The sequence below is a fragment of the Lolliginicoccus lacisalsi genome, assembly GCF_014841105.1.
GTDB lineage: Bacteria > Actinomycetota > Actinomycetes > Mycobacteriales > Mycobacteriaceae > Lolliginicoccus > Lolliginicoccus lacisalsi.
The window spans coordinates 108,177-131,018 of sequence record NZ_JACYWE010000001.1 but is presented as its reverse complement, the minus strand read 5'-3'; the positions used below and the strand labels follow the sequence as shown (position 1 = coordinate 131,018).

General features: G+C 68.7%; 22 protein-coding genes. 15 read left to right on the top strand and 7 right to left on the bottom strand.

The genetic code is table 11. The annotated features are described in order from the left end of the window. Positions 1–14 precede the first annotated feature (14 nt). Both HT102_RS00630 and HT102_RS00625 read left to right on the top strand, forming a co-directional pair. Positions 15–1,439 carry an HAD-IG family 5'-nucleotidase gene (locus tag HT102_RS00630; protein ID WP_192037486.1) on the top strand — a complete coding sequence of 475 codons (1,425 nt, stop codon included), beginning with the start codon at positions 15–17 and terminating at the stop codon, positions 1,437–1,439. Then, positions 1,439–1,987: a hypothetical protein gene (locus HT102_RS00625; protein ID WP_192037485.1), complete on the top strand. Its 549-nt coding sequence runs from the start codon at positions 1,439–1,441 to the stop codon at positions 1,985–1,987. The genes HT102_RS00630 and HT102_RS00625 overlap by 1 nt, the downstream gene beginning before the upstream one ends. A gap of 84 nt (positions 1,988–2,071) precedes the next feature. Here HT102_RS00625 and HT102_RS00620 read toward each other — a convergent pair whose 3' ends face one another. Further along, positions 2,072–3,199 carry a hypothetical protein gene (locus HT102_RS00620; protein WP_192037484.1) on the bottom strand — a complete coding sequence of 376 codons (1,128 nt, stop codon included), beginning with the start codon at positions 3,197–3,199 and terminating at the stop codon, positions 2,072–2,074. 215 nt (positions 3,200–3,414) lie between these two features. Between HT102_RS00620 and HT102_RS00615 the strand changes: the two genes are divergently transcribed. Further along, positions 3,415–4,368, top strand: coding sequence for an ADP-ribosylglycohydrolase family protein (locus tag HT102_RS00615; protein ID WP_192037483.1), 954 nt, complete (start codon positions 3,415–3,417; stop codon positions 4,366–4,368). Positions 4,369–4,392: 24 nt separating this feature from the next. On the opposite strand, the gene HT102_RS00610 is transcribed toward HT102_RS00615, so the two are convergent. Continuing rightward, entirely contained in the window at positions 4,393–5,160 is a 768-nt protein-coding gene (locus HT102_RS00610) for an NRDE family protein (RefSeq protein ID WP_192037482.1), read from the bottom strand. Between the two features lie 21 nt (positions 5,161–5,181). Then, the gene (locus HT102_RS00605; protein WP_192037481.1) at positions 5,182–5,769 is read right to left on the bottom strand and encodes a DM13 domain-containing protein; all 588 of its coding nucleotides are present in this window, start codon (positions 5,767–5,769) and stop codon (positions 5,182–5,184) included. A gap of 84 nt (positions 5,770–5,853) precedes the next feature. On the opposite strand from HT102_RS00605, the gene HT102_RS00600 reads away from it, so the two are divergent. Beyond that, positions 5,854–6,663: a maleylpyruvate isomerase N-terminal domain-containing protein gene (locus tag HT102_RS00600; protein ID WP_192037480.1), complete on the top strand. Its 810-nt coding sequence runs from the start codon at positions 5,854–5,856 to the stop codon at positions 6,661–6,663. A gap of 226 nt (positions 6,664–6,889) precedes the next feature. Here the strand turns inward: HT102_RS00600 and HT102_RS00595 are convergent, their stop codons facing one another. Then, positions 6,890–8,074, bottom strand: coding sequence for a low temperature requirement protein A (locus HT102_RS00595; protein ID WP_192037479.1), 1,185 nt, complete (start codon positions 8,072–8,074; stop codon positions 6,890–6,892). 44 nt (positions 8,075–8,118) lie between these two features. Here HT102_RS00595 and HT102_RS00590 point away from each other — a divergent pair, with 44 nt between their 5' ends. After that, complete coding sequence (locus HT102_RS00590) at positions 8,119–8,784, top strand: potassium channel family protein (RefSeq protein WP_192037478.1); 666 nt, start codon at positions 8,119–8,121, stop codon at positions 8,782–8,784. Between the two features lie 215 nt (positions 8,785–8,999). Then, a complete protein-coding gene (locus HT102_RS00585; RefSeq protein ID WP_192037477.1) occupies positions 9,000–11,843 on the top strand; it encodes an FAD-binding and (Fe-S)-binding domain-containing protein in 2,844 nt (947 codons plus the stop codon). Positions 11,844–11,853: 10 nt separating this feature from the next. Here the strand turns inward: HT102_RS00585 and HT102_RS00580 are convergent, their stop codons facing one another. Beyond that, complete coding sequence (locus HT102_RS00580; protein ID WP_192037476.1) at positions 11,854–12,279, bottom strand: nitroreductase/quinone reductase family protein; 426 nt, start codon at positions 12,277–12,279, stop codon at positions 11,854–11,856. A gap of 155 nt (positions 12,280–12,434) precedes the next feature. On the opposite strand from HT102_RS00580, the gene HT102_RS00575 reads away from it, so the two are divergent. The 6 genes from HT102_RS00575 (at position 12,435) to HT102_RS00550 (ending at position 17,831) form a co-directional block, all read left to right on the top strand. Beyond that, positions 12,435–13,223: a DUF2182 domain-containing protein gene (locus tag HT102_RS00575; RefSeq protein WP_192037475.1), complete on the top strand. Its 789-nt coding sequence runs from the start codon at positions 12,435–12,437 to the stop codon at positions 13,221–13,223. Positions 13,224–13,236: 13 nt separating this feature from the next. Next, the gene (locus tag HT102_RS00570) at positions 13,237–13,863 is read left to right on the top strand and encodes a DUF1326 domain-containing protein (protein WP_192037474.1); all 627 of its coding nucleotides are present in this window, start codon (positions 13,237–13,239) and stop codon (positions 13,861–13,863) included. Between the two features lie 54 nt (positions 13,864–13,917). Further along, complete coding sequence (locus HT102_RS00565) at positions 13,918–15,264, top strand: DNA polymerase IV (RefSeq protein ID WP_192037473.1); 1,347 nt, start codon at positions 13,918–13,920, stop codon at positions 15,262–15,264. 128 nt (positions 15,265–15,392) lie between these two features. Beyond that, positions 15,393–16,661 carry a copper amine oxidase gene (locus tag HT102_RS00560; protein WP_192037472.1) on the top strand — a complete coding sequence of 423 codons (1,269 nt, stop codon included), beginning with the start codon at positions 15,393–15,395 and terminating at the stop codon, positions 16,659–16,661. A 78-nt stretch (positions 16,662–16,739) separates the two neighbouring features. Then, positions 16,740–17,369, top strand: coding sequence for a class F sortase (locus HT102_RS00555; RefSeq protein WP_192037471.1), 630 nt, complete (start codon positions 16,740–16,742; stop codon positions 17,367–17,369). A 9-nt stretch (positions 17,370–17,378) separates the two neighbouring features. After that, positions 17,379–17,831: a cupredoxin domain-containing protein gene (locus HT102_RS00550; protein ID WP_192037470.1), complete on the top strand. Its 453-nt coding sequence runs from the start codon at positions 17,379–17,381 to the stop codon at positions 17,829–17,831. 168 nt (positions 17,832–17,999) lie between these two features. Here HT102_RS00550 and HT102_RS00545 read toward each other — a convergent pair whose 3' ends face one another. Both HT102_RS00545 and HT102_RS00540 read right to left on the bottom strand, forming a co-directional pair. Next, the gene (locus HT102_RS00545) at positions 18,000–18,554 is read right to left on the bottom strand and encodes a recombinase family protein (RefSeq protein ID WP_192037469.1); all 555 of its coding nucleotides are present in this window, start codon (positions 18,552–18,554) and stop codon (positions 18,000–18,002) included. A gap of 72 nt (positions 18,555–18,626) precedes the next feature. After that, positions 18,627–19,601, bottom strand: a complete 975-nt coding sequence (locus HT102_RS00540; RefSeq protein ID WP_192037468.1) for an alpha/beta fold hydrolase — start codon at positions 19,599–19,601, stop codon at positions 18,627–18,629. Positions 19,602–19,782: 181 nt separating this feature from the next. Between HT102_RS00540 and HT102_RS00535 the strand changes: the two genes are divergently transcribed. The 3 genes from HT102_RS00535 to HT102_RS00525 are packed head-to-tail and all read left to right on the top strand — an operon-like array spanning position 19,783 to position 22,842. After that, the gene (locus tag HT102_RS00535; RefSeq protein ID WP_192037467.1) at positions 19,783–20,439 is read left to right on the top strand and encodes a TetR/AcrR family transcriptional regulator; all 657 of its coding nucleotides are present in this window, start codon (positions 19,783–19,785) and stop codon (positions 20,437–20,439) included. Beyond that, positions 20,426–22,060, top strand: a complete 1,635-nt coding sequence (locus HT102_RS00530; protein ID WP_192037466.1) for an acyl-CoA dehydrogenase family protein — start codon at positions 20,426–20,428, stop codon at positions 22,058–22,060. The genes HT102_RS00535 and HT102_RS00530 overlap by 14 nt, the downstream gene beginning before the upstream one ends. Continuing rightward, on the top strand, positions 22,057–22,842 hold the full coding sequence (locus tag HT102_RS00525; RefSeq protein WP_192037465.1) for a crotonase/enoyl-CoA hydratase family protein: 786 nt from the start codon (positions 22,057–22,059) through the stop codon (positions 22,840–22,842). Before HT102_RS00530 ends, HT102_RS00525 begins: the two co-directional genes overlap by 4 nt.

Genomic DNA, 22,842 nt, shown 5'->3' with positions numbered 1-22,842 from the left:
TAGGTTCGACAACTGTGACCGAGCCTGGACGACGCGTGTACGCCAACAGGACCCTCAACCTCCGATCGGTCGGCGCGATCGGCTACGACATGGACTACACGCTGCTCAACTACCGCACCGAGGTGTGGGAGGGCGCAGCGTTCGAGCATGCGCGCCGCTCGCTCGCTGATCGCGGCTACCCGGTCGGCGACCTCGTTTTCGAGGCAGACAAGTACTTGCAGGGCCTCGCCCTCGATCTCGATCTCGGCAACCTCGTCAAGGCCACCCGGTTCGGCTATGTCATCCAGGCCCAGCATGGCACCCGCAAGCTCACCTTCGACGAGCTCCGCCGCGCCTACGATGGCGTATTCGTCGACCTCGCCGAGCCACGCTTCCGGTTCCTCAACACGCTGTTCTCCATCTCCGAGGCCGCGCTCTACGCGCAGCTCGTGGACTTGCTCGACGCGGGCGAGATCAAGCAACCGGTGGGCTACGACGAACTGTTCAAGCTCGTCTCGTCCGCGCTCGACATGTCGCACACCATGGGCACGCTCAAGGCGGAGATCATCGCGGACCCGGACCGCTTCTGCGACCTCGATGCCGACACCGCCGAGACCCTCATGGACCAGCGCCTCGCGGGCAAGAAGCTGCTGCTGATCACCAACAGCGAATGGTTCTACACCCGCGCGATGATGAGCTACGCGTTCGATCGCCACGTGCCGAGCGGCAATTGGCGCGACTTGTTCGACATCGTGGTGGTGGCCGCCGCCAAGCCGCGGTTCTTCGCCGAGGAGCCGCCGGTGTTCCGGGTCGTCGACGAGCAGCGCAGCCTGCTCGAGCCGCACCAGGGCCTGCTCGAGCAAGGCGGCGTGTATCACGGCGGGTGCGCGCGCCTCGTGGAGCGGAGCCTCGACCTCGATGGGGCGAACATCCTCTACGTCGGCGACCACCTCTTTGGTGACGTGCATGTGTCGAAGTCGGTCCTGCGCTGGAGGACCGCGCTGATCATGCGCGAGCTCGAGGCCGAGATCGCGGACGCCGCCGCGTTCGTCGACGACGAGCGGAAGCTGCGCGCGCTCATGGCCCACAAGGTCGATGTCGAGGACAAGCTCTCCCATGCGCGGCTAGATCGAACGCGCGCGCAGGCCAGCGGCGAACCGACCCAGCCCGCGGATTCGGCGATGAGCGCCCTGTACGGGGAACTGCGCGCGCTCGACCAGGAGATCGCGCCGCTAGCGCAGGCCGCCGGAGCGATCGGCAACACAGCGTGGGGTCCCCTGATGCGAGCGGGCAATGACAAGAGCCTCTTCGCCCGGCAGGTGGAGAAGTTCGCGGACGTCTACACCTCGCGCGTGGTCAACTTCGGCCGCCACACCCCGTATGCGTACTTGAGGGCCGCGCGCACGAGCCTCCCGCACGACTTCGTGGGCACCGACCCGGCCTCGGCCGTCCCCGAATAGTGGCTGCCCGGGAGGGCGTCACGCGGCAACGCAGCGGACGATCACGCACGAAGTGGCTCACCGCGGCGTTCTGGCTGGTGGCGCTCGCGTTCGGCTACCGGCTCGCGGGCACCGTCACGTGGGTGGAGTGGCTGTTGTTCGCCGCTGTCGCTGCGGGGCTCACCGGGATGTGGTGGCAGCGGCGTCGGCGCACGCGGCTCTCGCTGGTCTCCGGCATCGCCTGCGTGCTCCTGGCTGCTCCGGCCGTGTGGCTCAGCGTGGCGGTGATCCGCGCACCGGCCAATCTTCCGGTGGATAGCGTGGGCGCGCGCGTCGTGCAGTGTGGCTCGGTGGTGGCACCGGTGGAGGCCAGCGAGCTGACCGTCTCCGTGGTGCGGGGCCCGCCGAACGAGTCCTACAGCCCGGTTCCGCAAACCTGGCTGGAGACCAGATGCGCGCAGAAGCTCCGCTACCGGTTGATGAGCGCGGCCGGGCTCTCTGTCGTGGCCGCGCTTATTGCGGTTCGCGCGGTCGGGCACTTCCGGCCTCCAGCTCCGCTCCGGGATTGAGCGACTGGCCACCATGCGAGCAGGCGGTGCCCCGACCGTCCCAAAGGACTGGCCAGGGCACCGCGCGGCATCCCTATCGCGGGATCAGCACTCCTGGAAGTACTTCTGCAAGCGGTCGGGCACGCCGTTGCCGCGCGCCTCGGCCCAGCACTGCTGGTGCGGGAACCCGATGTAGGTGGTCCATTCGCCGTCTACGAGCTGCACCAGCCGCTGGTTGTCGCCGGGGGACTCGGGCCAGCGGATCGCGGCCCAGCCGTCGGCGCAATCCACCGACACCGGGGTGGTGCCGTACTCGTAGGGCAGGGCCAGATCGGCCTCGATCGCCGTCGCCTCGCACGTGGGCTCGGTGCCCGCGCGCTCGAGAACGATGTCCAGGGCGAAGTTGCTGGTTCCGCTATCGATCACCGGGCGGCTGGTCAGGGTCCACTCGGAGGTGCCGGAGGTACCCACAACGGTGTAGCACTCGGCGCGCGGAACCTCAAGGAGGATGCGGCCCTCCCGGTCGCTGTTGACCGTGGTCATGCGGTTGCTGGTGCCGCACTGCTCCAGCTCGAGTGCCGCGCGGGAGATCGGATTGCCCACGCTGTCGCGCACGAAGATCTGGCCGAGGCGCAGGTTGCCCTCGCCGATGGGATCATCGGTGAAGCGGAACCACAACGACTGGTCGGGGATCGCCTCGGTCAGGATCACCGTGTGCATTCCCTCGGGAACGGGGTTGGTGTTCTGCGGCACATCCATGTTGGCGCGGTAGCAGCCGAGCGGCATGTCGGCGAACAGGGCCTCGCCCGCGGCATTGGTGACGCCGTCGTAGATCGTCGTGAAGTCCGCGCCGAGCGGGATGTCACGGTTGGCGGCGTCGCATTCCGCGGCGAGCATGAGGGAGACGGGCACGCTGGGGATAGCGGCGCCGGAGAACGTCTTCGTCTCGACGAGGATGGAGCCGGGACCAGAGGTACTCGAGGCTGGCGAGCCAGTAGCGGGGGCCTCGCTCCCCGGGACGCTCGCGCCGGAGCCCTGAGTGCTTGCGCCACCCGTGCTGTTTCCGTCCGCGCGCGGCCCGGCGTCCTGGCCATTGTCGATCACGTTCTCGGTAGGGCTGGCGCTCGACGACCCCGATACCGGGGTGACATCGACGCCCGATCCGCATGCGGGACCGGCGAGCAGCGCGACCCCTAGCAAGGCCGTCAGTGCTGTGTTGCGGGCAGAAATCATCGTGTAGCTCCCCCTCCGTGTGCCGCGCTGGGCGGCAGCAAGACTTGCGTGTCGTGACGTGTTGTTGATCAACCCTGGGTGGCGCGTTGTTACGAGAAACCTGTGACTGTTATCACCATGTGATCTTGGTGCGGGCCGATTGGGGGTCATTCCCGTCAACCACCGACCGCCCGGGATAGCCTCGGGAAACCACATCGACAAGGAAGCAGGGTGGCATGGATCCACGCGAGCAATGGTCCGGAAACGTCCTCGATCGAGCGCGCGGCGCCCTGATCGGCTGCGCCTTCGGTGACGCGCTGGGCGCGGGCTATGAGTTCACCTACCCGGCGCCCAGCGATGAGATCGGCATGATCGGTGGCGGCATCGGCCCGTTTGCCCCCGGGGAGTGGACCGACGACACCAGCATGGCCATCGCGGTCGCCCGCGCCGCCCACTCCGGCCTGGACCTGCGCGCCGCAGCAGGCCTCGATGCCGTCGCGGCAGGATTCCTCGACTGGCTGCGCTCGGAACCCAAGGACATCGGCAACCAGACCGCGCGCGTGCTGCACGAAGCTGGTCCGGACGCCGCATCCATGGCACGACGGGCCAGCGCGATCACCGGCCTCAAGGGAGGCAATGGATCGCTCATGCGGACCGCCGCGATCGGTCTCGCCTACCTCCACGACCCCGAAGGATGCGCGGATGCTGCCGCGCTGGTCAGCGACCTCACCCACGACGACGAGCGGGCGCGGGAGGCGTGCCAGATCTGGTCGTCAGCCATTCGCCACGCAGTGCTCACTGGCACCCTCGATGGCGCGCGCGCCTACCTTGACGGCGTCGCGGGATCGACCCGTTCCTACTGGTCACCGCTATTCGATCAGGCCGAGACGGGCAGCCCCGCGGACTTCGCCAGCAATGGCTGGGTCGTTCACGCGCTGCAAACCGCATGGTGGGCGATCACCACCACCGATGCGGGCGCGCCCACTCATGCGCACGAGGCGATGGAGCGAGCGGTCCGCGCGGGCCGCGACACCGACACCACCGCTGCGATCACCGGAATGCTCGTTGGTGCCCGCTGGGGCGCGAGCAGCCTTCCCGACGATCTCGTCGCGATGCTGCACGGATGGCCCGGACTCACTGCTGTGGATCTCGGGGACCTTGCCGAGGGCATCGTGGCCAGCACTCGCTGAGCAGCCAGTTCGCTGGGCGGCGCTTCACCACTCCGTCGCGGAGGTCCCGAGCACTGTTGAATCCGCGCCGAAGCGTCGCTCCACCAAACGGCCTCGTCCATCGCGCAGGGCAAGGACGCTGCTGCTACGAGTCCCATAGCCGGGGAGCTCCACGAAGATGCTCGACAAGCCCCGCTCCATCTCCTCGGAGAAGCCGGTATCCGGGAGATCGGCCACAGCGATATCGGCATTGCGCAGCAACCTCAGGCACCGGTCAGCGCCAGCACCCCCGCCCAACGGATCCGGATCCGCCCCCACTGCCTCGGCGAACGCAGCACGACCGGCCTCGACCTTCGGCCAGGGCGTATCGAGGTTGGCGTTGGACAAGCCGTGGAACCCTGGTTCCACCGCGCGCGGGGCGCCGTCACCACGATTGGAGACATACCAGAGCTCGTTCCCGTCCGAGGCGAGCAGCGAGAAGCCCGCGTACTCGTCCCCGGCCGCCGCGACCCCGGCCGCGTAGTCCCCGGCGGTGGCGGTGCCCAGCAGGAACCGGACCGGTAGGTCGCCGCGAGAGACGGTGCCCGCCGCCTCGTCGGGGCCACGATAGTTCGTGACGGCCGCGAACCGGCCCGTGCGCGTCACGCCCAACCAGGTGCCGCCCGACCTCGCGTCCCGGCCCGCGAGGATCTCTGGCTCGGAAGCCCACCAGTGCACTGATTCGGTGGGGCGCTCGTGGAACTCGTCGCGGTTCGCCGCCACGATCAACGGGCAACCCGGATGAACCTGCCACGCCACGAAGATCACGCACATGAGACCGACCCTAGCGCGCCGTCACACCGGAAGGAGCTCGGCTGCCCCGAACGACACGCGGAAGCGCGCGCACCACACCGAGACGCTCGTCAGCTCCGTGAGGTCGGCGTCCGGGGGGATCTCGTAGTTCTGGCTGCCGATGTTGCCCTTCAGCGCGCCCAGGTCAACGTACTGGCCATCGTCGAACACGCCCCAGCCTGCGAAGCCCTCGATCACCGGGGCGTCGGTCAGCCACACCTTCAGGTCAGGCCCGTTGGACGTGCGGAGATCCTCGATGCGCAGCACCCGCGATCCATCCGGGGACTCATAGATGACGACGCTGCCCGAGGTGGCGTGCTCGTGGGAGATGAAGGTGCCCCGGGCGATCATGCGTGGCTCCGTGCGGGCCGGCGCCGGTGGGTCGGTCTCTGGTGAGCCTGGGGCCGCGGGCGCGGTAGTAGTGGCCGCGGTAGTAGTGGCCGCGGTGAACGGCGCTGCCTCGTCCACGGTCTCATCGACGAACAGCTTCCACGGCTGGAACAGGTAGAGCAGCACCACGAGCAACACCAGGAGGATCGCCGCGATCGCGAGCAGGATCGGACGACGAGACGGGCGGCGACGATTCGCCATGGTGCACCTCACGGTTCTCGAGCAGCCGGGGCGTCCAGTATGGCCGATTCGCTTGGATCCTGCGCACCGGTAGGGTCGGTCACCATGGCAGACAATCACAGCGACGCGTCACCGCTGGACGCACCAGGCCCCGCAGTGCCCGCCGAGCACCTCATCGCCGTCCTCCGCGCGGAGGGCGACCGGATTGCCGCCACCAGCCCGGGCGCCCTGGCGCTGCCCGTGCCCACCATCTCCGGCTGGACGGTCGAGAATGTCGTGCGGCACACCGCGAAAGTCCATTCCTGGGTGCTCGCAGCGCTTCGCTTGCCCGCGAGCGCGCCCATGCCGGATCCCTCCGCGATGCCGGTCATGCCGCGCGGCGAGGCCTGCATCGAGGCCTACCGCGATGCGGTCACCCAGCTCGCCGACGACTTGGCCCGCCGCGACCCGGATCAGCCCACGACCACCTTCCTCGGCCCACGAGCCGTGGCGTGGTGGGCGCGCCGCCAGGCCCACGAGGCGACGATCCATCGGTTCGACATCGCCTACGCGCTGAACGCCGCCGGGGGAGGCAGCCCCGATGATGCCGATCCGGTAGCCGCCGCCGATGGGATCGACGAATGGTGCCAGGTGATGATCCCCCGCGCGATCGCGAAAGGCAGCACGGTCTGCGCCGACCTCGACGGCCGGAGCGTGCACATCCACGGCACCGACACCGACCGCGCCGAATGGATGATCCGCTTCGCCGACGGACAGGCCGCCGCCACCTACGAGCATGCGAAAGGTGACGTCGCGCTCCGCGGCCGCGCCCAGGACCTCCTGCTCGCCCTGTGGCGGCGCGACTCCCTCGATAAGCTGGCCATCCACGGGGACCGGGCGGCGGCAGAGATCCTCACCGCGGGCATCCGCGTCTAGCGACGTGGCGGGTTCTGGTGCGGATACGGGGGGCGTGGCGGGCGAGCGGGGTGCCTGCGCAAGGTGCTCGCGTGGCGGCAAAAGCACCGGAAACGGCCAAACGCGATAGAAATCAGGCCGGGTTCCCGGCAGTTTCTATCGCGTTTGCCGCCAAGGCCGCCGCCGCCAAACTTCGCCGCCGCCAAGGCCGCCGCGAAGGCCGCCGCCGCCAAACTTCGCCGAGCCCCTAGTGCTGCTCCACCGCGGCACGGCGGTGCGCGGGGCGCTCCCACAGTTCCTTGGTCAGCGAACCGGTGACGAGCAGGATTCCGAGGGCAGTCAGCGCCACCACGAGGTAGGGGGCGCCGAGCAGGAGGACGATCGCTCCGGCGAGGACGAATGCCGCGAGGGCGAGGACGCGCGACGCGGGGATCTGCTGATTGCGCGACTCGTTGAAGATGATGTTGCCGATGAGGTAAATAGCGGGCCCGCCGAGGATGGTGAGCACGGCGGCCCACGAGGCAGCGTCGGCGGGGTGGGTAGTCACGAGCTCGATGCCCACGGCCACAACGATGGCGCCACCGACCATGAACGCGTGCCCGTAGGTGTAGGCGGCGCGGCCGATGGCAGCCGACGAGAGGTGCGAGGGGAGTTCCTTCTCCACGTTTCCGTGGCGCGGGCTGAAGTACAGCCACCACATCAGCACGATCGAGGCGAAACCGACAACGCCGGCGGTGACCGTACCCGGGTCGAGCTCGGCATCGGCGAGGACACCGCCGAGGATGAGGATCGATTCCCCGAGCGCGATGATGAACACCAGGCGGCAACGCTCCGCGAGGTGCTCCTCGGTGAGCGGCCAGTCCAGCATCGACGTGGCCCCGAGTCGCGGGAGATAGAAGCCGGCGATAGGGGCGAGGTAGTCGACCGCGAGGGCGGCGATCCACAAGTAGATCCGGGCCTCATCATCCGCCAGGGCGCCCGCCACCCACAGCACGCCCGATCCGACGCTCCAGGCGAGGAGCTGGGCATAGTTGCGGGCCATCAATTGACCACGGAACGCGACCACCATGAATGCCGACCGCACGAGCTGCAGGAAAAGATAGCCCGCCACGAACAGCACGGCCCGATCGCCGAACGCGTCCGGTATGGCGATCGCCATGGTCAGGGCCGCGAGCATGAGCGAGACCACGAGCAGCCGCACCTTGGGATGATCCGGATCGAGCCAGTTCATTGCCCAAGCCGAGTAGTTCCAGCCCCACCACACGGCGGCGAAGAGGATCAGTGCCTCGAGCGCCCCGCGCGGGGAGAGGTCGTAGAGCAGGAAGTGGGAGAGCTGGATGATCGTGAGGACGTAGACGAGGTCGAAGAACAGCTCGACGGTCCCGACGTGACCGTTATTCGTACGGCGCAGGACAGCACTGGGCGACTGCATGGGCCGAAGCTATCACAGGCGCCGTGCATGGTTAGATGCCGAGCATGGAGAGAAAGCTTGGCCTGCTGCTGGCGTTCGTGGTGCTTCTGCAGTTCGGGTATCCGCTCACCCATTACAGCGAGTGGTGGACAGCCGCGTACCTGATGTTCTACGGCGGCATGATCTTCTTCGGCGTGCAGGTGGTGCGTGGCCGGGGCCGAGCGTGCACGCCGACGATGGTGGTGGGGCTGCTCTTCGCCGGGTTCGCGCTGTGGTTCGCGCTCGCCCAGCACAGCACGGTGGCATACGCCGGGATGCTCCTGAGCGTGGGCACGTTCATGCTGCTGCTGATAGTCGAGCTGATGGGCTACGTCTTCCGCAGGTCGAGCTCCGGCGGGGTCTCGCTGATCCTCGCGGCGGTGTGCGTGTACCTCATCCTGGGCGGCTTCTTCGCAACGGTGTTCTCGCTGATCGAGCTGGCGGCGCCGGGAAGCTTCAGCGATCCGCAGAACACCGAGATGCGCTTCCAGCAGTTCATCTACTACAGCTACGTCACCATGGCGACCCTCGGCTATGGGGAGATCCTGCCGGTGGCGCCGTGGGCGCGTGCCCTAGCGTCGCTCGAGACCGTGGTGGGAACGCTGTTCCTGACGATCGTGGTGGCCCGGCTGGTGGGTGTGTGGGCGTCGCAGGCAGCGCCCGCTGAGCGCGACGACGCATCGCGGGACTAACGCAAGCGCTAGCGCCTGGCTCGCCGTCGGCGGCGCGGGGGTGCCGTGCGCCCGATCGGTCGAAAAAGCACGGGAAACTGCCAAACGCGATAGAAATCTGGCCGGGTTCCCGGCAGCTTCTATCGCGTTTGCCCCCGCGCTCCACCGCTACAGCGCCTAGCTCGCCGTCGCCGACAGCCCTGCCGCGCGCCCGCCGAGCAGCTAGCATCGGGGAGATGAGCATGGCCGATCTTGTTGCGTCCGAACTCCGTGCCCGAGGGATCGGGGAGGTGCTCGCTGACTCGACCACGATCGCCGCCTACTCCTCCGACGCGGGCCTCTACCGGGTGCCACCGATGGTCGTGGTCCGGCCGCGGCATCACGACGAGGTCGCCGCGACGCTCGATGCGTGCCGTGCCAACGGCATCCCCGTGACCAGCCGAGGGGGCGGGACCTCGCTGTGCGGAAACGCTGTCGGCACGGGTGTGGTGATCGATTTCTCGCGGCACATGAATCGCATCCTCGATATCGACCCGGATGCGCGCACCGCCACGGTCGAGGCCGGGGTCATCCAGGTGGACCTGCAGCAGGCGGCCAAGCCGCACGGCTTGCTCTTCGGCCCCGATCCGTCGTCCTACACCCGCTGCACCATCGGCGGCATGATCGGTAACAACGCCTGCGGCACCCGGACGCTCGGCTACGGCAAGACCGTCGACAACATGGTCTCCGCCCGCCTGCTCACCGCGAAAGGCGAGGATCTGCGCATCGACTCGACCACCGCAGGGCGCGACCTGCGGCGTGGACCGGCGCTGCTCGATGATCTCGAGCGCGTCGCTGGCAGCGACCTCGCGACCATCCGCACCGAGTTCGGACGGTTCGGGCGCCAGGTGTCTGGCTACGCGCTCGAGCACCTGCTGCCCGAGCGGGGTTTCGATGTGGCACGGATGCTCGTCGGCAGCGAAGGCACGCTCGCCGTGGTCACCGAGGCGACCGTCTCGCTGGCCACCGAGCCGCGCGCGACGATGCTCGTGGTGCTCGGCTATCCCGATATCGGCACGGCGGGCGACGCCACGCCCACTGTGCTGCGGTTTGGGCTGACGGCCTGCGAGGGGATCGACAAGCGCATCACCGATGTGGTGCGGGAGCGCCGGGGCGCGCACGCCGTGCCCAGCCTGCCGGCGGGGGAGGCGTGGCTGTTCGCTGAGGTCACCGGCGATACCCGGGATGAGGCGCGGGCCAAGGCCGAGGAGCTCGCGGCCGGGTCCGGGGCGGTCGGCACGCTCATCGAGGAGGATCCCGCCACCGCGGCCGCCCTGTGGCGCATCCGCGCCGACGGTGCTGGCCTGTCCGCCCGCAGCCCCGCGGGCAAGCCTGCCCACGCGGGATGGGAGGACGCGGCCGTGCCGCCGGACATGCTCGGCTCCTACCTACGCGATCTCGACGCGCTAATGGCTGAGTTCGGCTGCACGGGGATCCCGTACGGCCACTTCGGCGATGGCTGCATGCACATCCGCATCGACCTGCCCCTCGACATGCCCGACGGGCGGAAGGTCTACCGCGAGTTCGTCACGGCCGGGGCCGAGCTGATCGCCACCTACGGCGGGTCGCTCTCCGGCGAGCATGGTGATGGCCGGGCGCGCAGCGAGCTGCTGCCCTACATGTACTCCGAACGGGCGATCGCGCTCTTCCAGCAGGTCAAGCGCGTCTTCGATCCCGACAACCTGCTCAATCCCGGGGTCATGGTCGAACCGGCCGCGATCGATGCGGATCTGCGCATCCCCGCCGCTCCACCCCTGCGCCGCCATCTCGCGTTCGGCTACCACGGCGACGCCGGCAACTTCACCCAGGCCGTGCACCGCTGCACCGGCGTCGGCAAGTGCCGGGCTGATAACACGGGCACCGGAGGGGTGATGTGCCCGTCCTACCTCGCCACCCGCGAGGAGAAGGACTCCACCCGTGGCCGTGCCCGCGTGCTGCAGGAAATGCTCAACGGCACCAGCGTCAACGGCGGATGGGCCTCGCCCGAGGTCCATGAGGCGCTCGACCTGTGCTTGTCCTGCAAGGGATGCCTCTCGGACTGCCCCACCGGGGTGGACATGGCGATGTACAAGGCGGAGGTCCTGCACCAGACCTACAAGAAGCGGGTGCGGCCGCCCTCGCACTACTCGCTCGGCTGGCTGCCCCGCTGGGCGCGCCTCGCCGAGATCGCGCCCGGTCTGGTCAACACGGTCACGCGCGCGGGCGGGCAGGTCGCGCTGAAGGCTGCCGGGGCTGATCCGCGCCGCAATATTCCGGCCTTCGCGCCCGTCACGTTCCGTGAATGGTTCCGCCGCACCGCCGATCAGCGCGCCACCACCGGCGACCCGGTGCTGCTGTTCGTCGATTCGTTCACCAACCACTTCACGCCAGGGGTGGGCATCGCCACCGTCCGGGTGCTCGAGGCGGCGGGCATGCGCCCGGAGATCACTGAGCGGCAGCAATGCTGCGGCCTCACCTGGATCTCCACCGGGCAGCTCGACGCGGCGCGCCGCATCCTCGGCCGTAGCGTCCGCGCGCTGCGCGATCATGCCCGCCGCGACGACACGGCTGGCGGGATGCCGATCGTCGGCATGGAGCCGTCCTGCACCGGTGTGTTCCGCTCCGATGCCGGCGAGCTGCTGGGCGAGAGAACGGCGGCGCCCGTTGCCGAGAACATCCGAACCCTCGCCGAGCTATTGACCGAGCGGGGCTGGCAACCACCCCGTCTCGAAGGAACCACGGTGGTCGCCCAGCCGCACTGCCACCACCATGCCGTCATGGGCTGGAACGCCGACGCGCGCCTCCTCGCCCAGGCCGGAGCGAAGGTGCAGCGGCTCGGCGGCTGCTGCGGCCTCGCCGGGAACTTCGGGGTGGAGCAAGGCCACTACGAGGTATCGGTCAAGGTCGCCGAGCACCAGTTGCTTCCCGCTGTGCGCGACGCCGAGCCCGGCGCGATCGTGCTCGCCGACGGGTTCTCATGCCGCACGCAGCTCGCTGACCTAGCGCCCAAGCCTGGCCACCATCTTGCCGAGCTCTTCGCGGCAATGCTCCCCGAGGAGTAGCTACCGCTCCCTACCGCGGCTCGAGCAGCACCAACGGGATCTCGCGGGAGGTCTTCTTCTGGTAGCCGCCGTAGTTGCGGGCGCGGCGCACGACCTCGGGCCACAGCTCCGCCCGCTCCTCCGGCGTGGCGGTCCGGGCGTGCACGGGGATGCGCTTGCCATCGCGAATCATCTCCGCATCAGGCTTGGCCTGCAGGTTGTGGTACCAGGCAGGGTGGCGGTCGTCCCCGCCCCGGGAGGCCACCACGATGAGGGTGTCGCCGCGCTGCACGGGGGAGGTCAGGTAGCACACGCGCTCCTGGCCGGACTTGCGGCCCACGGTCACGAGCTCGATCACGGGCATTCCGGCGAGCGTGTTGCCGAGGCGGCCGCCGGAGGCCTTGACGATCCCCCGGTGCACGGCATTCATCGTCTTGAGCATGAGATCACTTGGCATGCTTCCAGCCTAGGGCGATGCTCGGCGGCCCGGAAGCAACTGATCGAACGGGATCACGCGAACCCTATGCGCCGCCGTCACTAGGTGGGACAATAAGAGGTCGGGAAAGGCCCCGAACCGGGCGAGCGCGGCAACAGATGCGGGACGTGCCCCATATGGTCACATCGCAGAAGATCACACGCGACCGCAAGCGCGAGTGGATGCGGGAGAGCATGCCACCCGCGGTGATGATGCTGATAGCGATCGCTGGCTGGTGGTGGCTCGCGACCCGCCCATCGATGTCCGGCAGCGAGATGACCGGCTCCGGGATGGACATGGCCGAGCAAGGCATGACCATGACCTTCGTGGGCTTCCTCGTCGCGTGGGTCGTGATGATGACCGCCATGATGTTCCCCGCGACCGCGCCCGTCGTGCGCATCTATGCGCGTGCCGCCGCGCAGGGCCGGGTCGCCCCGGTGCCGTTCTTCGTCGTCGGCTACCTGGCGGTGTGGTCGGCGGTGGGCCTTCCCGGCTATGTGGCGTGGCAGCAGTGGAACGGTCCCATCCAGGAGGCAAGCCCGTCAGCGGCACGGGTCGCCGGGATCGTCGCGCTGCTCGCGGCCGTGTATCAGTTGACGCCGCTCAAGCAAGCGTGCCTGGCGCATTGCCGGAGCCCGCTGGGCTTCTTCCTGCATCACGGCAAGCACCTTGACCGACCGGTGGGCGCGATGGTCGCCGGGTTGCGGCACGGGGTCGTGTGCCTGGGCTGCTGCTGGATGCTGATGGGGCTGATGATCGCGCTCGGCGCGATGAACCTGGTGTGGATGGTGGTCGTGGCGATCATCATCCTGATCGAGAAGACCGCCCCGCACGGCCGCGCGCTAGGCATGGCCGCGGGGATGGCGTTCGCCGCGCTCGGTGTGGCATTGCTGGTCTCACCCGGCCTCGCGGCGATCCTGATGTGAGAAAGGGGACTTCATGTCCGCGACTATGCAACAAACACGGTGGCACATCCGAGGCACGGGATACGAGTTCTGCAGCTGCCAGCCGGGCTGCACTTGCAATTTCTCCGGGTTCCCGAGCTCGTCGGATGGAGCCTGCAGGGCGATGGTCGGAAACGACATCGCCGAGGGCCACTGCGGGGATGTCGACCTCGCGGGGGTCAAGGCCATCGCTGTGGTGGACTGGCCGCATGCGATCCACGACGGCGGCGGGCGCGCGGTGTTCATCGTCGACCCGTCGGTGACCGAGGAGCAGGTCGAGTGCCTCAGCCAGATCTATACGGGTTCGCTCGGCGGTGATCCGTGGGCGATCCTCGGCAGCACCTTCGAGGTCGTGGGCCTCGAGCGGGCTCCGCTCTCCTTCGAGGGCGAGGGCATCGATCAGGTCATGACGGCGGAGGGGCATGGCACCGCGACGGGCAGGAGCCTGCGCAATCCTGTCACCAACGAGAAGCATGAGGCGCGCATCGTCCTGCCGGAGGGCTTCATCTGGACGGAGGGCAATTGCGGCATCGGCGACTTCGAGGTGAACGCGGGTGGATTGTCGTTGGCCTTCACCGACACCAACTGGATCGGCTACGACTTCGATTGGAGCAATAGCTAGGTCGATGGTTGGCGCGCGCCATGATTGTCGGTGCGCGCGGTCATACTAGGCAGCGTGGATGGTTCGTCGCGCTGGGTGCTGCACCTGGACATGGATGCGTTCTTCGCGTCCGTTGAGCAGCTCGCGCGGCCCACGCTGCGGGGTCGTCCTGTCCTTGTCGGTGGAGCGGGCGGCCGGGGCGTCGTGGCAGGGGCGAGCTACGAGGCCCGTGTGTTTGGCGCACGATCGGCGATGCCAATGCACCAGGCGCGCGCGATGGTGGGGGTGACGGCGGTGGTGCTGCCGCCGCGCGGGGTGGTGTATTCCGAGGCGAGCAGGCGTGTGTTCGCCGAGGTCCGGGAGGTCATCCCGGTCATCGAGCAACTGTCGCTCGATGAGGCCTTCGGTGAGCCCGTGGAACTGCGCGGGGCGACGGGGCGCGAGGTCGCGGAGTTCTGCGCGTCGCTGCGGGACCGGGTGCGGGAGCGGACGGGGCTGGAGGCCTCGGTGGGCGCGGGGCCGGGCAAGCAGGTCGCGAAGATTGCCTCGGGCATGGCCAAGCCCCGGGGCCATCGGGTGATCGAGCCCGCCGAGCAGCTTGAGGTCCTCGCACCGTTGCCGGTGCGCAAGCTGTGGGGCATCGGCCCGGTCGCGGAGCAGCGGCTGCGGGCGACCGGCATCACGACGATCGGCGAGCTCGCGGCGATCAGCGCGGACGAAGCGGGGAGGCTGCTGGGGTCCGCGGTAGGCGGCGCGCTGCATGAGCTGGCCAGGGGGATCGACAATCGTCCCGTGACGGAACGCGCGGTGGCCAAGCAGGTCAGCGCGGAGACGACCTTCGCGCGGGATCTCATCAACCGGGGCGAAGTGCGGTCCGCGATCACCGCGACTGGCATCGCCGCGCACCGCAGGCTCGAGCGCGATGGGCGTGGCGCCCGGACCGTCACGGTGAAGCTCCGCAGGGCCGACATGTCCATCCAGTCCCGCTCGACCACCCTCGCCCACGCCACCAGCGACAAGGACATCCTGCTCGGCGCCGCGCACAAGCTCGCCGTCGACCCCGCCACGTTCGGCGCCATCCGGCTCGTGGGGGTGAGCTATTCCGGCCTGAGCGACTCCCGGCAGGAGATCCTCTTCCCGGAGCTCGACGCTTCGCCACCGCTGGAGGAGGCTCCCGACGTCGCGCTGCCCGCGCGGTACGAGTCCGACTACTGGCCCGGCCTTGATGTGCATCACCCCGAGCACGGCCACGGGTGGGTGCAAGGGTGCGGGCAAGGGGTGATCACCGTCCGCTTCGAGACGCGCACTACCGGGCCCGGGCCCGCGCGCACCTTTCCGCTGGCTGCCCACGCGCTTGCCCCCGCTGATCCGCTGGCCAGCCTTGATTGGGAGCCCCTGCCCGCGGCAGTCGAACAGCACTAGGCCCGCCGGTGCGCCGTGCCGGCGAGCTAGGAGCTCCGACTCGGATAGTCGCGTTTGCACCAATCCGCTAGGGCCAGGGCGGCGAATGCTTGATGGAAGATCAATAATTCAACCTTTGAGGAGCAGTCATGCTCAAGATCTCCAAGACCCAGCTCGCCGCGCTAGCCACCGCAGGCGTCCTCGCCGGCGGCGTCGTGACCGTGGGCACCACTTCTAGCTTCCTTGACCGCACCTACACCCCGGGCGAGATCGTGCTCGTCCAGGACAGCAGCGTCACCGCCGAGGAATTGCGCATCATCCTCGAGCGCCAGCTCGGCCAGCACGCCATGCTTGCCGTCGAGGCCATGCGCGCCGGTGTCGCCGGGCAGCCGCAGTTCGATGCCGCGGCCGCGTCCCTTGGCCAGAACACCGAGGACCTCACCGAGTCCATCCGTCTTGTCTACGGCGACGAGGCCGCCGGGCAGTTCAACGAACTGTGGAGCAACCACATCGGCTTCTTCGTTGACTTCACCGTCGGGCTCGCCGAGGACGACCAGCAGGCACAGGATGAGGCCATCCAGCGCCTCGACCAGTACCGCGCCGACTTCGGCGGCTTCCTCGACGGCGCCACCGATGGCGAGCTTCCCGCCAACGCGGTCGCTGACCTCCTGCAGATGCACGTCGACCAGCTCGTCGAGCAGGTCCGCGCCTACGCCGCCGGTGACTACACCACCGCAGCGGCCCAGACGCGCGAGGCATACGCGCACATGTTCGGCACCGCCCAGGGCCTCGCCGGCGCGATCAGCACCACTCAGGACGGGATCACGGGCTCGGTTGAGAACCAGGCCATTGACCTGCGCTCCGGCCTCGGCCAGCAGCTCGGCGAGCACGCTCAGCTCGCGGTGCAGGCCATGCGCGCCGGGGTCACCGGAGGAGAGGACTTCGAAGCCCTCGCCGGTGCTCTCAACGAGAACACCCAGGACCTGACCGCCTCGATCAGCGGAGTGTTCGGCGAGGAAGGCGGACAGGCGTTCATGGAGATGTGGTCCGACCACATCGACTTCTTCGTCCAGTACACCGTGGGCGTCGCGGAGGAGGACGAGCAGGCCCAGGAGGATGCGCTCGAGCGGCTGTCGCAGTACCGCCAGGACTTCTCGCAGTTCCTCGACACCGCGTCCAACGGCAACATCCCCGCCGATGTCGTCGCCGACGGCCTCCAGACGCACGTCAACCAGCTCGTGGCGCAGATCGACGCCTACCACGCCGGTGACTACGAGACCGCGTTCAGCGAGGCATACGACGCCTACACCCACATGTATGGCACCGCCGAGGCTCTCGCCGCAGGCATCGTCGCCTTCATGAGTGACTCGATGCCCGCAGGTGGCGTGGAGACCGGCGCCGGCGGAGCGGTGAAGTAACCACCCTCCACCTCGCCCGACAGACCCTGCTGGTGGCACGAGCGACCCTTGTGCCACCAGCAGTCCTATCCAGGGGGAATGACCACCATGCTCCGAAGGCTCGCTGCTGTTCTCGCCACTTCGTCGATCCTCGTGACCGGTTGCGGGGCGGCCACCGATGACTCCGCGCCCCCGCCGGGCCCCGCGGTCTCGCAGAGCGTCGCGGCTGCTCCGCCCGCAAACCTCGACAGCGTCCGGGAGTTCCAGTCCGTGCGCGAGCAGCGCGACACCGCGCCGCCGGCCCGGATCACCATACCCGCGCTCGGCATCGACGCTCCGCTCTCCTACACCGGGCTGAACCCGGACAACACTCTCGCGGTCCCGGAGTTCGGTGACATCAGCTGGTACGACGAGGGCGCCACCCCGGGCAACCCCGGGCCGGCGGGCATCCTCGGCCACGTCGATAGCCGCAGCGGGCCCGATGTGTTCTACCGGCTCCATGAACTGCGCCCCGGCGACACCGTCACCATAACCACCACCGGCGGCGAGCAACTGGTCTTCACCATCACCGGCATCGAGCAGCACGCGAAGGCACTGTTCCCCACCGAGGAGGTGTGGCTGCCCACCCCCGAGCCCGAGCTGCGGCTGATCACGTGCGGCGGCGAGTTCGACCAGGGCGCGGACAGCTACCGCGACAACATCATCGCCTTCGCCGAGCTGACCACCTAGGAGTACGCCATGCGCACCACGATCCTCGCTCCAGCCGTCGCCGCGGCCTTGCTCCTCACCGGTTGCACCGCCGCCGATGACACGACCACCGCCCAGGCCACCGGGGTGACCACGAGCGCGGCAGGGGAGACCACCGCGCCCACGCCGCCCCCGGCCACCCAGGCGCCTAGCACCCAGGCGCCTGCTCCGCAGGAGCCGTCCGCGTCGGCCGACGCGGTGGAGGAAACCATCGACATCATTGACTTCCGGTTCGCGCCGGGCACCATCACCGTGCCCGCCGGATCCACCGTCACCTGGGTGCAGAAGGATGACTCCCTGCACACCGTGGACTTCACCGACGGCACCGAGTCCGGTGACCTCACCGAGGGCGAGTCCTACAGCCGCACCTTCACCGAGCCTGGCACCTATGACTACGTGTGCTTCTACCACCCGCGGATGACCGCCACCGTCATCGTCGAGTAGCGGGACGGGCCTATCGCCCAAGCCAACCAAAGCGCCCAAACGCGATAGAAGCTGAGCGAAATACCAGCTCCGCTTCTATCGCGTTTGACAACTTCTATCGCGTTCGCCGGCGATCGAGCGCAGCGGGCCGGGTTGCCGAGGGGTTCTCCCGGCCCGCAGCGCTCTGCGCTAAGCCTTCGACAGGTGCCGGTAGAGGGTCGTGCGCGAGACGTCGACGACGGCAGCGATCTCGGCGAGGGTGGCACCGGACTCGCGCATGCGCTTGGCCTGCCGCAGCTTCGCCGGGGTGAGCTTGGGGGGACGGCCTCCAGTGCGGCCGCGGGACCGGGCCGCGGCGAGCCCGGCGTTGGTGCGCTCGCGGATGAGGTTGCGCTCGAACTCGGCGAGCGCACCGAAGATGTGGAAGATCAGCTTGCCGCCGGGGGTGGTCGTGTCGATCGATTCGGTGAGGGACTTGAAGCCGACACCCCGGGCGTTGAGGTCCTCGACGGTCTGGATGAGGTGGGGCAGGGAGCGGCCGAGCCGGTCGAGCCGCCACACGACGAGCGTGTCGCCGGGGCGCAGGGCATCGAGGATCGCGGCGAGCTGCGGCCGGGTGGTGCTCGCGCCGCTGCCGGTCTCGGTCCAGATGCGGTAGCAGCCAATGGCATTGAGCGCGTCCTGCTGCAGGCTTGTGGTCTGGTCGGTGGTGCTCACGCGCGCGTAGCCGAGGAGTTCGCCCATGATCGGCAAGTGTTGCACAACTAGTGCGTCGGCCTCGCGCGCGCGTCCGCTGAGCAAGGGCGCCGTGTAGCCCTACCGGTCGCGCACCCGGGAATCACACCACTTGATGACGGTGCGAGCGTAATCGGCGGGGACCTCGAACGGCGGCGCGTGACCCACGCCGTTGAGGACCATCACGCTCCAGTCGGGCCGCTGCGCCGTCCAGTCATCGATCGACGCGCGGGGAGCGAGACGATCCTCATCGCCGACGACCAGGAGAGTCGGCGCAGTGACGCGGTGCATCGCTTCGAGCGCGGAGCGCCGCCGGACGAGAATCAGCGACATCAGCGAGGCGTATACCGTGACCATGCTTGCCATGCGCTTCGGCTCGACCGCCGCCATCTCCTCCCGCATGAGACCGAGGATCTCCGGCGACATTCGTGTCATGCCACCGCCCGCATTCCATTTCGTGTCCGCGATCGACGCGGGATCGGCCAGGTGCCGCTGCGAGGCTGCGAGCATGCGCCGCCCCGACAGGCGGAGCAGCACACGGGCGACCGGCGCGATGACGGCCAATCCCGCCCTGCCGAGGGTTTTGCACATGCGCGCCTCGCGGTGGCTCAGCGGGGGAGGAAGCGCCGGCGCCACCAGGACGAGCGCGTCAACCCGTTCGGGCGACTGGTCGGCGAACAGCAACGAGATCATCCCGCCCGCCGCCCAGCCGTGCACCACGACCCGATCGAGCTCGAGCGCGTCGGTGAAATCGCGCAGGAACGCCGCGTTGGTCTCGATGCCTACCGCGCGCCGGTTCGGCAGCGCAGTGTGGCCGACCAGCGTGCCGGGCAGGTCTATCGCGATCGCGTGCGCGCGGGGCCGCAGTTCCGCGAGCACATCGAGCCACTGCGAGGCGCTGCCTGCTGCGCCGGGAACGAGCAGGTGGACCGGCGCAGCTGGCGTCGTCGTTCGATCGGTTACCAGGTAGTGCACCTTCGTGCCGTGGACACTGACTGTCTCGCTGCGAATTCCGGACCAGCGTCCGACGCGCTCACCCCAGTCGGTGTACCGCATCGTCCCAGGCTACGCCGTGGGCTAGGCGATCAGCTAGGGACGGGAGTGCCACGGCTAGCTGCCCGCGTGCTTGGGCCGAGCAGGGCGTGCACGGTCGCGGCGCGCGGGGCTCGGGTTGCGATTCATGCCGCATCGCGCGCGAACCCTTGACCTAAGCTATGAACTAGTGTTCACTTCTTTCATGGCATACCGCCAGACACCAGCGGTCAAGGCACGGCTCGACGAGACCAAGCGCGCCATCGTCACCGCCGCGACCGAGCTCATCCATGACCACGGCTACGCGGGATGCTCGATGGCGCGGGTCGCCGAGCGGGCCGGGGTAGCCACCGGCACGACGTACCGGTTCTTCCCCAGCAAGGGGGAGCTGTTCGCCGAGGTGTTCCGCAAGGCGGTCGCCCGGGAGGTTGCCGCGGTTACGGAGGCCGGCAATCGCGCTTTCGCGCAGCAATCGCCGCATGAGGCAGCGATCGCCGCTGTGCGCACGTTCTGCCACCGGGCGCTCAAATCGCCCAGGCTCGCCTACGCGCTGCTCGCGGAACCTGTCGATCCGCTGGTCGACGCGGAGCGCCTCGTGTTCCGCGCGGCCTTCACTGACTTGTTCGCGACAGTCGTCGAGGCGGGAATCGCGCGCGGCGAGTTCCCCCGGCAAGACCCTAAGATCTCCGGCGCCGCCATCGTCGGAGCGATCAACGACGTACTGCTCGCGCCACTGGTGCAGCATGCCGATCCCGCAGCAACGATCGCCGAGCTGGAGGCATTCGTCTCCCGTGCTCTCGGTGCCACCATCAACCCAGGCGCGACCAACCCAGGCGAGGTAGCCGACCATGCCCACCCATGAAGTCCTCAACCAAGCAGTGCAGACCACTGGCTACAATCCGGCCAGCTATCCACCGATCGCCGAAGCCCTCGAACGGGCTGGCGCGCTAGGCCGATGGGCGGAGGTGGAGCACGCGGGCGCCCTCGCGAGCACCGAGCACGCGCTCGACCTCGGTGACCTCGCTGAAGCGCACCCCCCGGTGCTCAAGACCCACGACCGATACGGCTTCCGCATTGATGAGGTCGCCTACGATCCCGCCTACCACGAGCTGATGACGCACGCGACGAGCCTCGGACTGCACGGCGCACCGTGGGTGGACACAGCCCCCAGCCCGCACCTCGTCCGCGCGGCGAAGATGATCACGTGGGGCCAGGCAGACGCCGGCCACCAGTGCCCCATCTCGATGACCTACGCCGTAGTGCCAGCCTTGCGGCACAACCCGGAGCTCTCCGCGCGGTACGAGCACCTGCTCGCGGCTCGTTCCTATGACCCCGTCCTCGCGCCCCCGGACACCAAGAAATCGTTGCTCGCGGGCATGTCCATGACGGAGAAGCAGGGCGGATCCGACGTGCGGGCCAACACCACCCGCGCTGTCCTCCAGCCCGACGGCAGCTACCGCATCACCGGCCACAAATGGTTCACCTCCGCGCCGATGTCGGACTTCTTCCTCACCCTCGCGCAAACGGACGCTGGGGTGACGTGCTTCTTCGTGCCACGGGTGCTTCCGGACGGAACACGCAACGCGATCGCGCTCCAGCGGCTCAAGGACAAGCTCGGCAACCACTCCAACGCTTCCAGCGAGATCGAGTACGACAACGCGACCGGCTGGCGCGTCGGCGAGGAGGGACGCGGCGTTCCCACGATCATCGAGATGGTCAACATGACTCGCCTCGACTGCACCCTCGGCACGAGCGTCCTCATGCGCGTTGGCGTGCAGCAGGCGACGTTCCACGCCGCGCACCGGCAAGCATTCGGCGCCTTCCTCATCGACCAGCCCGCCATGCGCAACGTGCTCGCGGACCTCGCTATCGAGGCCGAGGCGGCAACCACCGTCGGGCTGTGGCTGGCCGACCTGACGGACCAGGCAACCGCCGGCGATGAGCGCGCGATCGCACTGCGCCGTATCAGCCTGGCCGTAGCGAAGTACTACGTGTGCAAGCGCGGCCCGGTGCACGCCGGAGAGGCGCTGGAATGCCTTGGCGGCAATGGGTACGTCGAGGAGTCGCGGATGCCGCGGATCTACCGCGAGGCCCCGTTGCTGTCGGTATGGGAGGGCTCCGGCAACGTCGCCGCGCTGGACACGCTGCGCGCGATGGCGAAGCAGCCCGAGACGCTGGAGGTGTTCTTCGACGAGGTGCGAGCCGCGGCCGGGGCGGACAAGCGCCTGGACCAGGCAATCTCGGGGCTCCAGGCCCAGTTCACGGACTTCGACACCATGCAGTACCGCGCCCGCGGCATCGTCGGCGCGATGGCGAAGGTGCTCCAGGGGTCGCTGCTCGTCCGCTACGGGCACTCCGCGGTGGCCGACGCTTTCACCGCGAGCCGGTTGGGCGAGAACTGGGGCGACGTGTTCGGCATCCTGCCCACCGGCATCGATACCGGCACCATCATCGATCGCGCGAACCCGAAAGTGGGCTCATGACTGTCACCGTCGAGCGGCGCGGGCCGATCACCGTCATCACCCTCGATCGCCCGGACGTCCGCAACGCCGTCGACCACCACCATGCGCGCGCACTGACCGAGGCGTTCCAGGAATTCGATAGCGACGAGAGCGCTTCTGTCGCAGTGTTCCACGGCGCGGGCGGCAACTTCTGCGCGGGAGCGGACCTCAAGGCCGTCGCGAAGGACGACATCGATATCGCGGAGCCTGGAGACGAGGGACCAGCCGGAATGGGCCCGACCCGCCTGCTGCTCAGCAAGCCCGTGATCGCTGCCGTCGACGGTTTCGCGGTGGCAGGGGGACTGGAGCTCGCCATCTGGGCCGATCTCCGGGTGGCCGATCCGGGAGCGACGTTCGGCGTGTTCTGCCGCCGCTGGGGCGTGCCCCTCATCGATGGCGGAACCATACGGTTGCCGCGGCTGATCGGGCATTCGCACGCCCTCGACATGATCCTCACGGGTCGCCCGGTCGGTGCGGAGGAAGCCCAGCGAATGGGGCTCGCGAACCGGGTCAGCGCACCGGGCAGGGCCCTGGACGAGGCCATCGAGCTCGCCGAGCAGCTCGCCCGGTTCCCGCAAGAGTGCATGAGGCAGGACCGCCTATCGAGCTACGAGCAGGAGAGCCTGCCGCTCGATGAGGCGATCGCCAACGAATGGAAGCGCGGCATGGTCTCACTGGTCGACGCCTTCTCCGGTGCCGGCAGGTTCGCCGCCGGCCTCGGGCGCCACGGCAGCTTCGCCGATTCCAGAACGACCGAGAAGTAG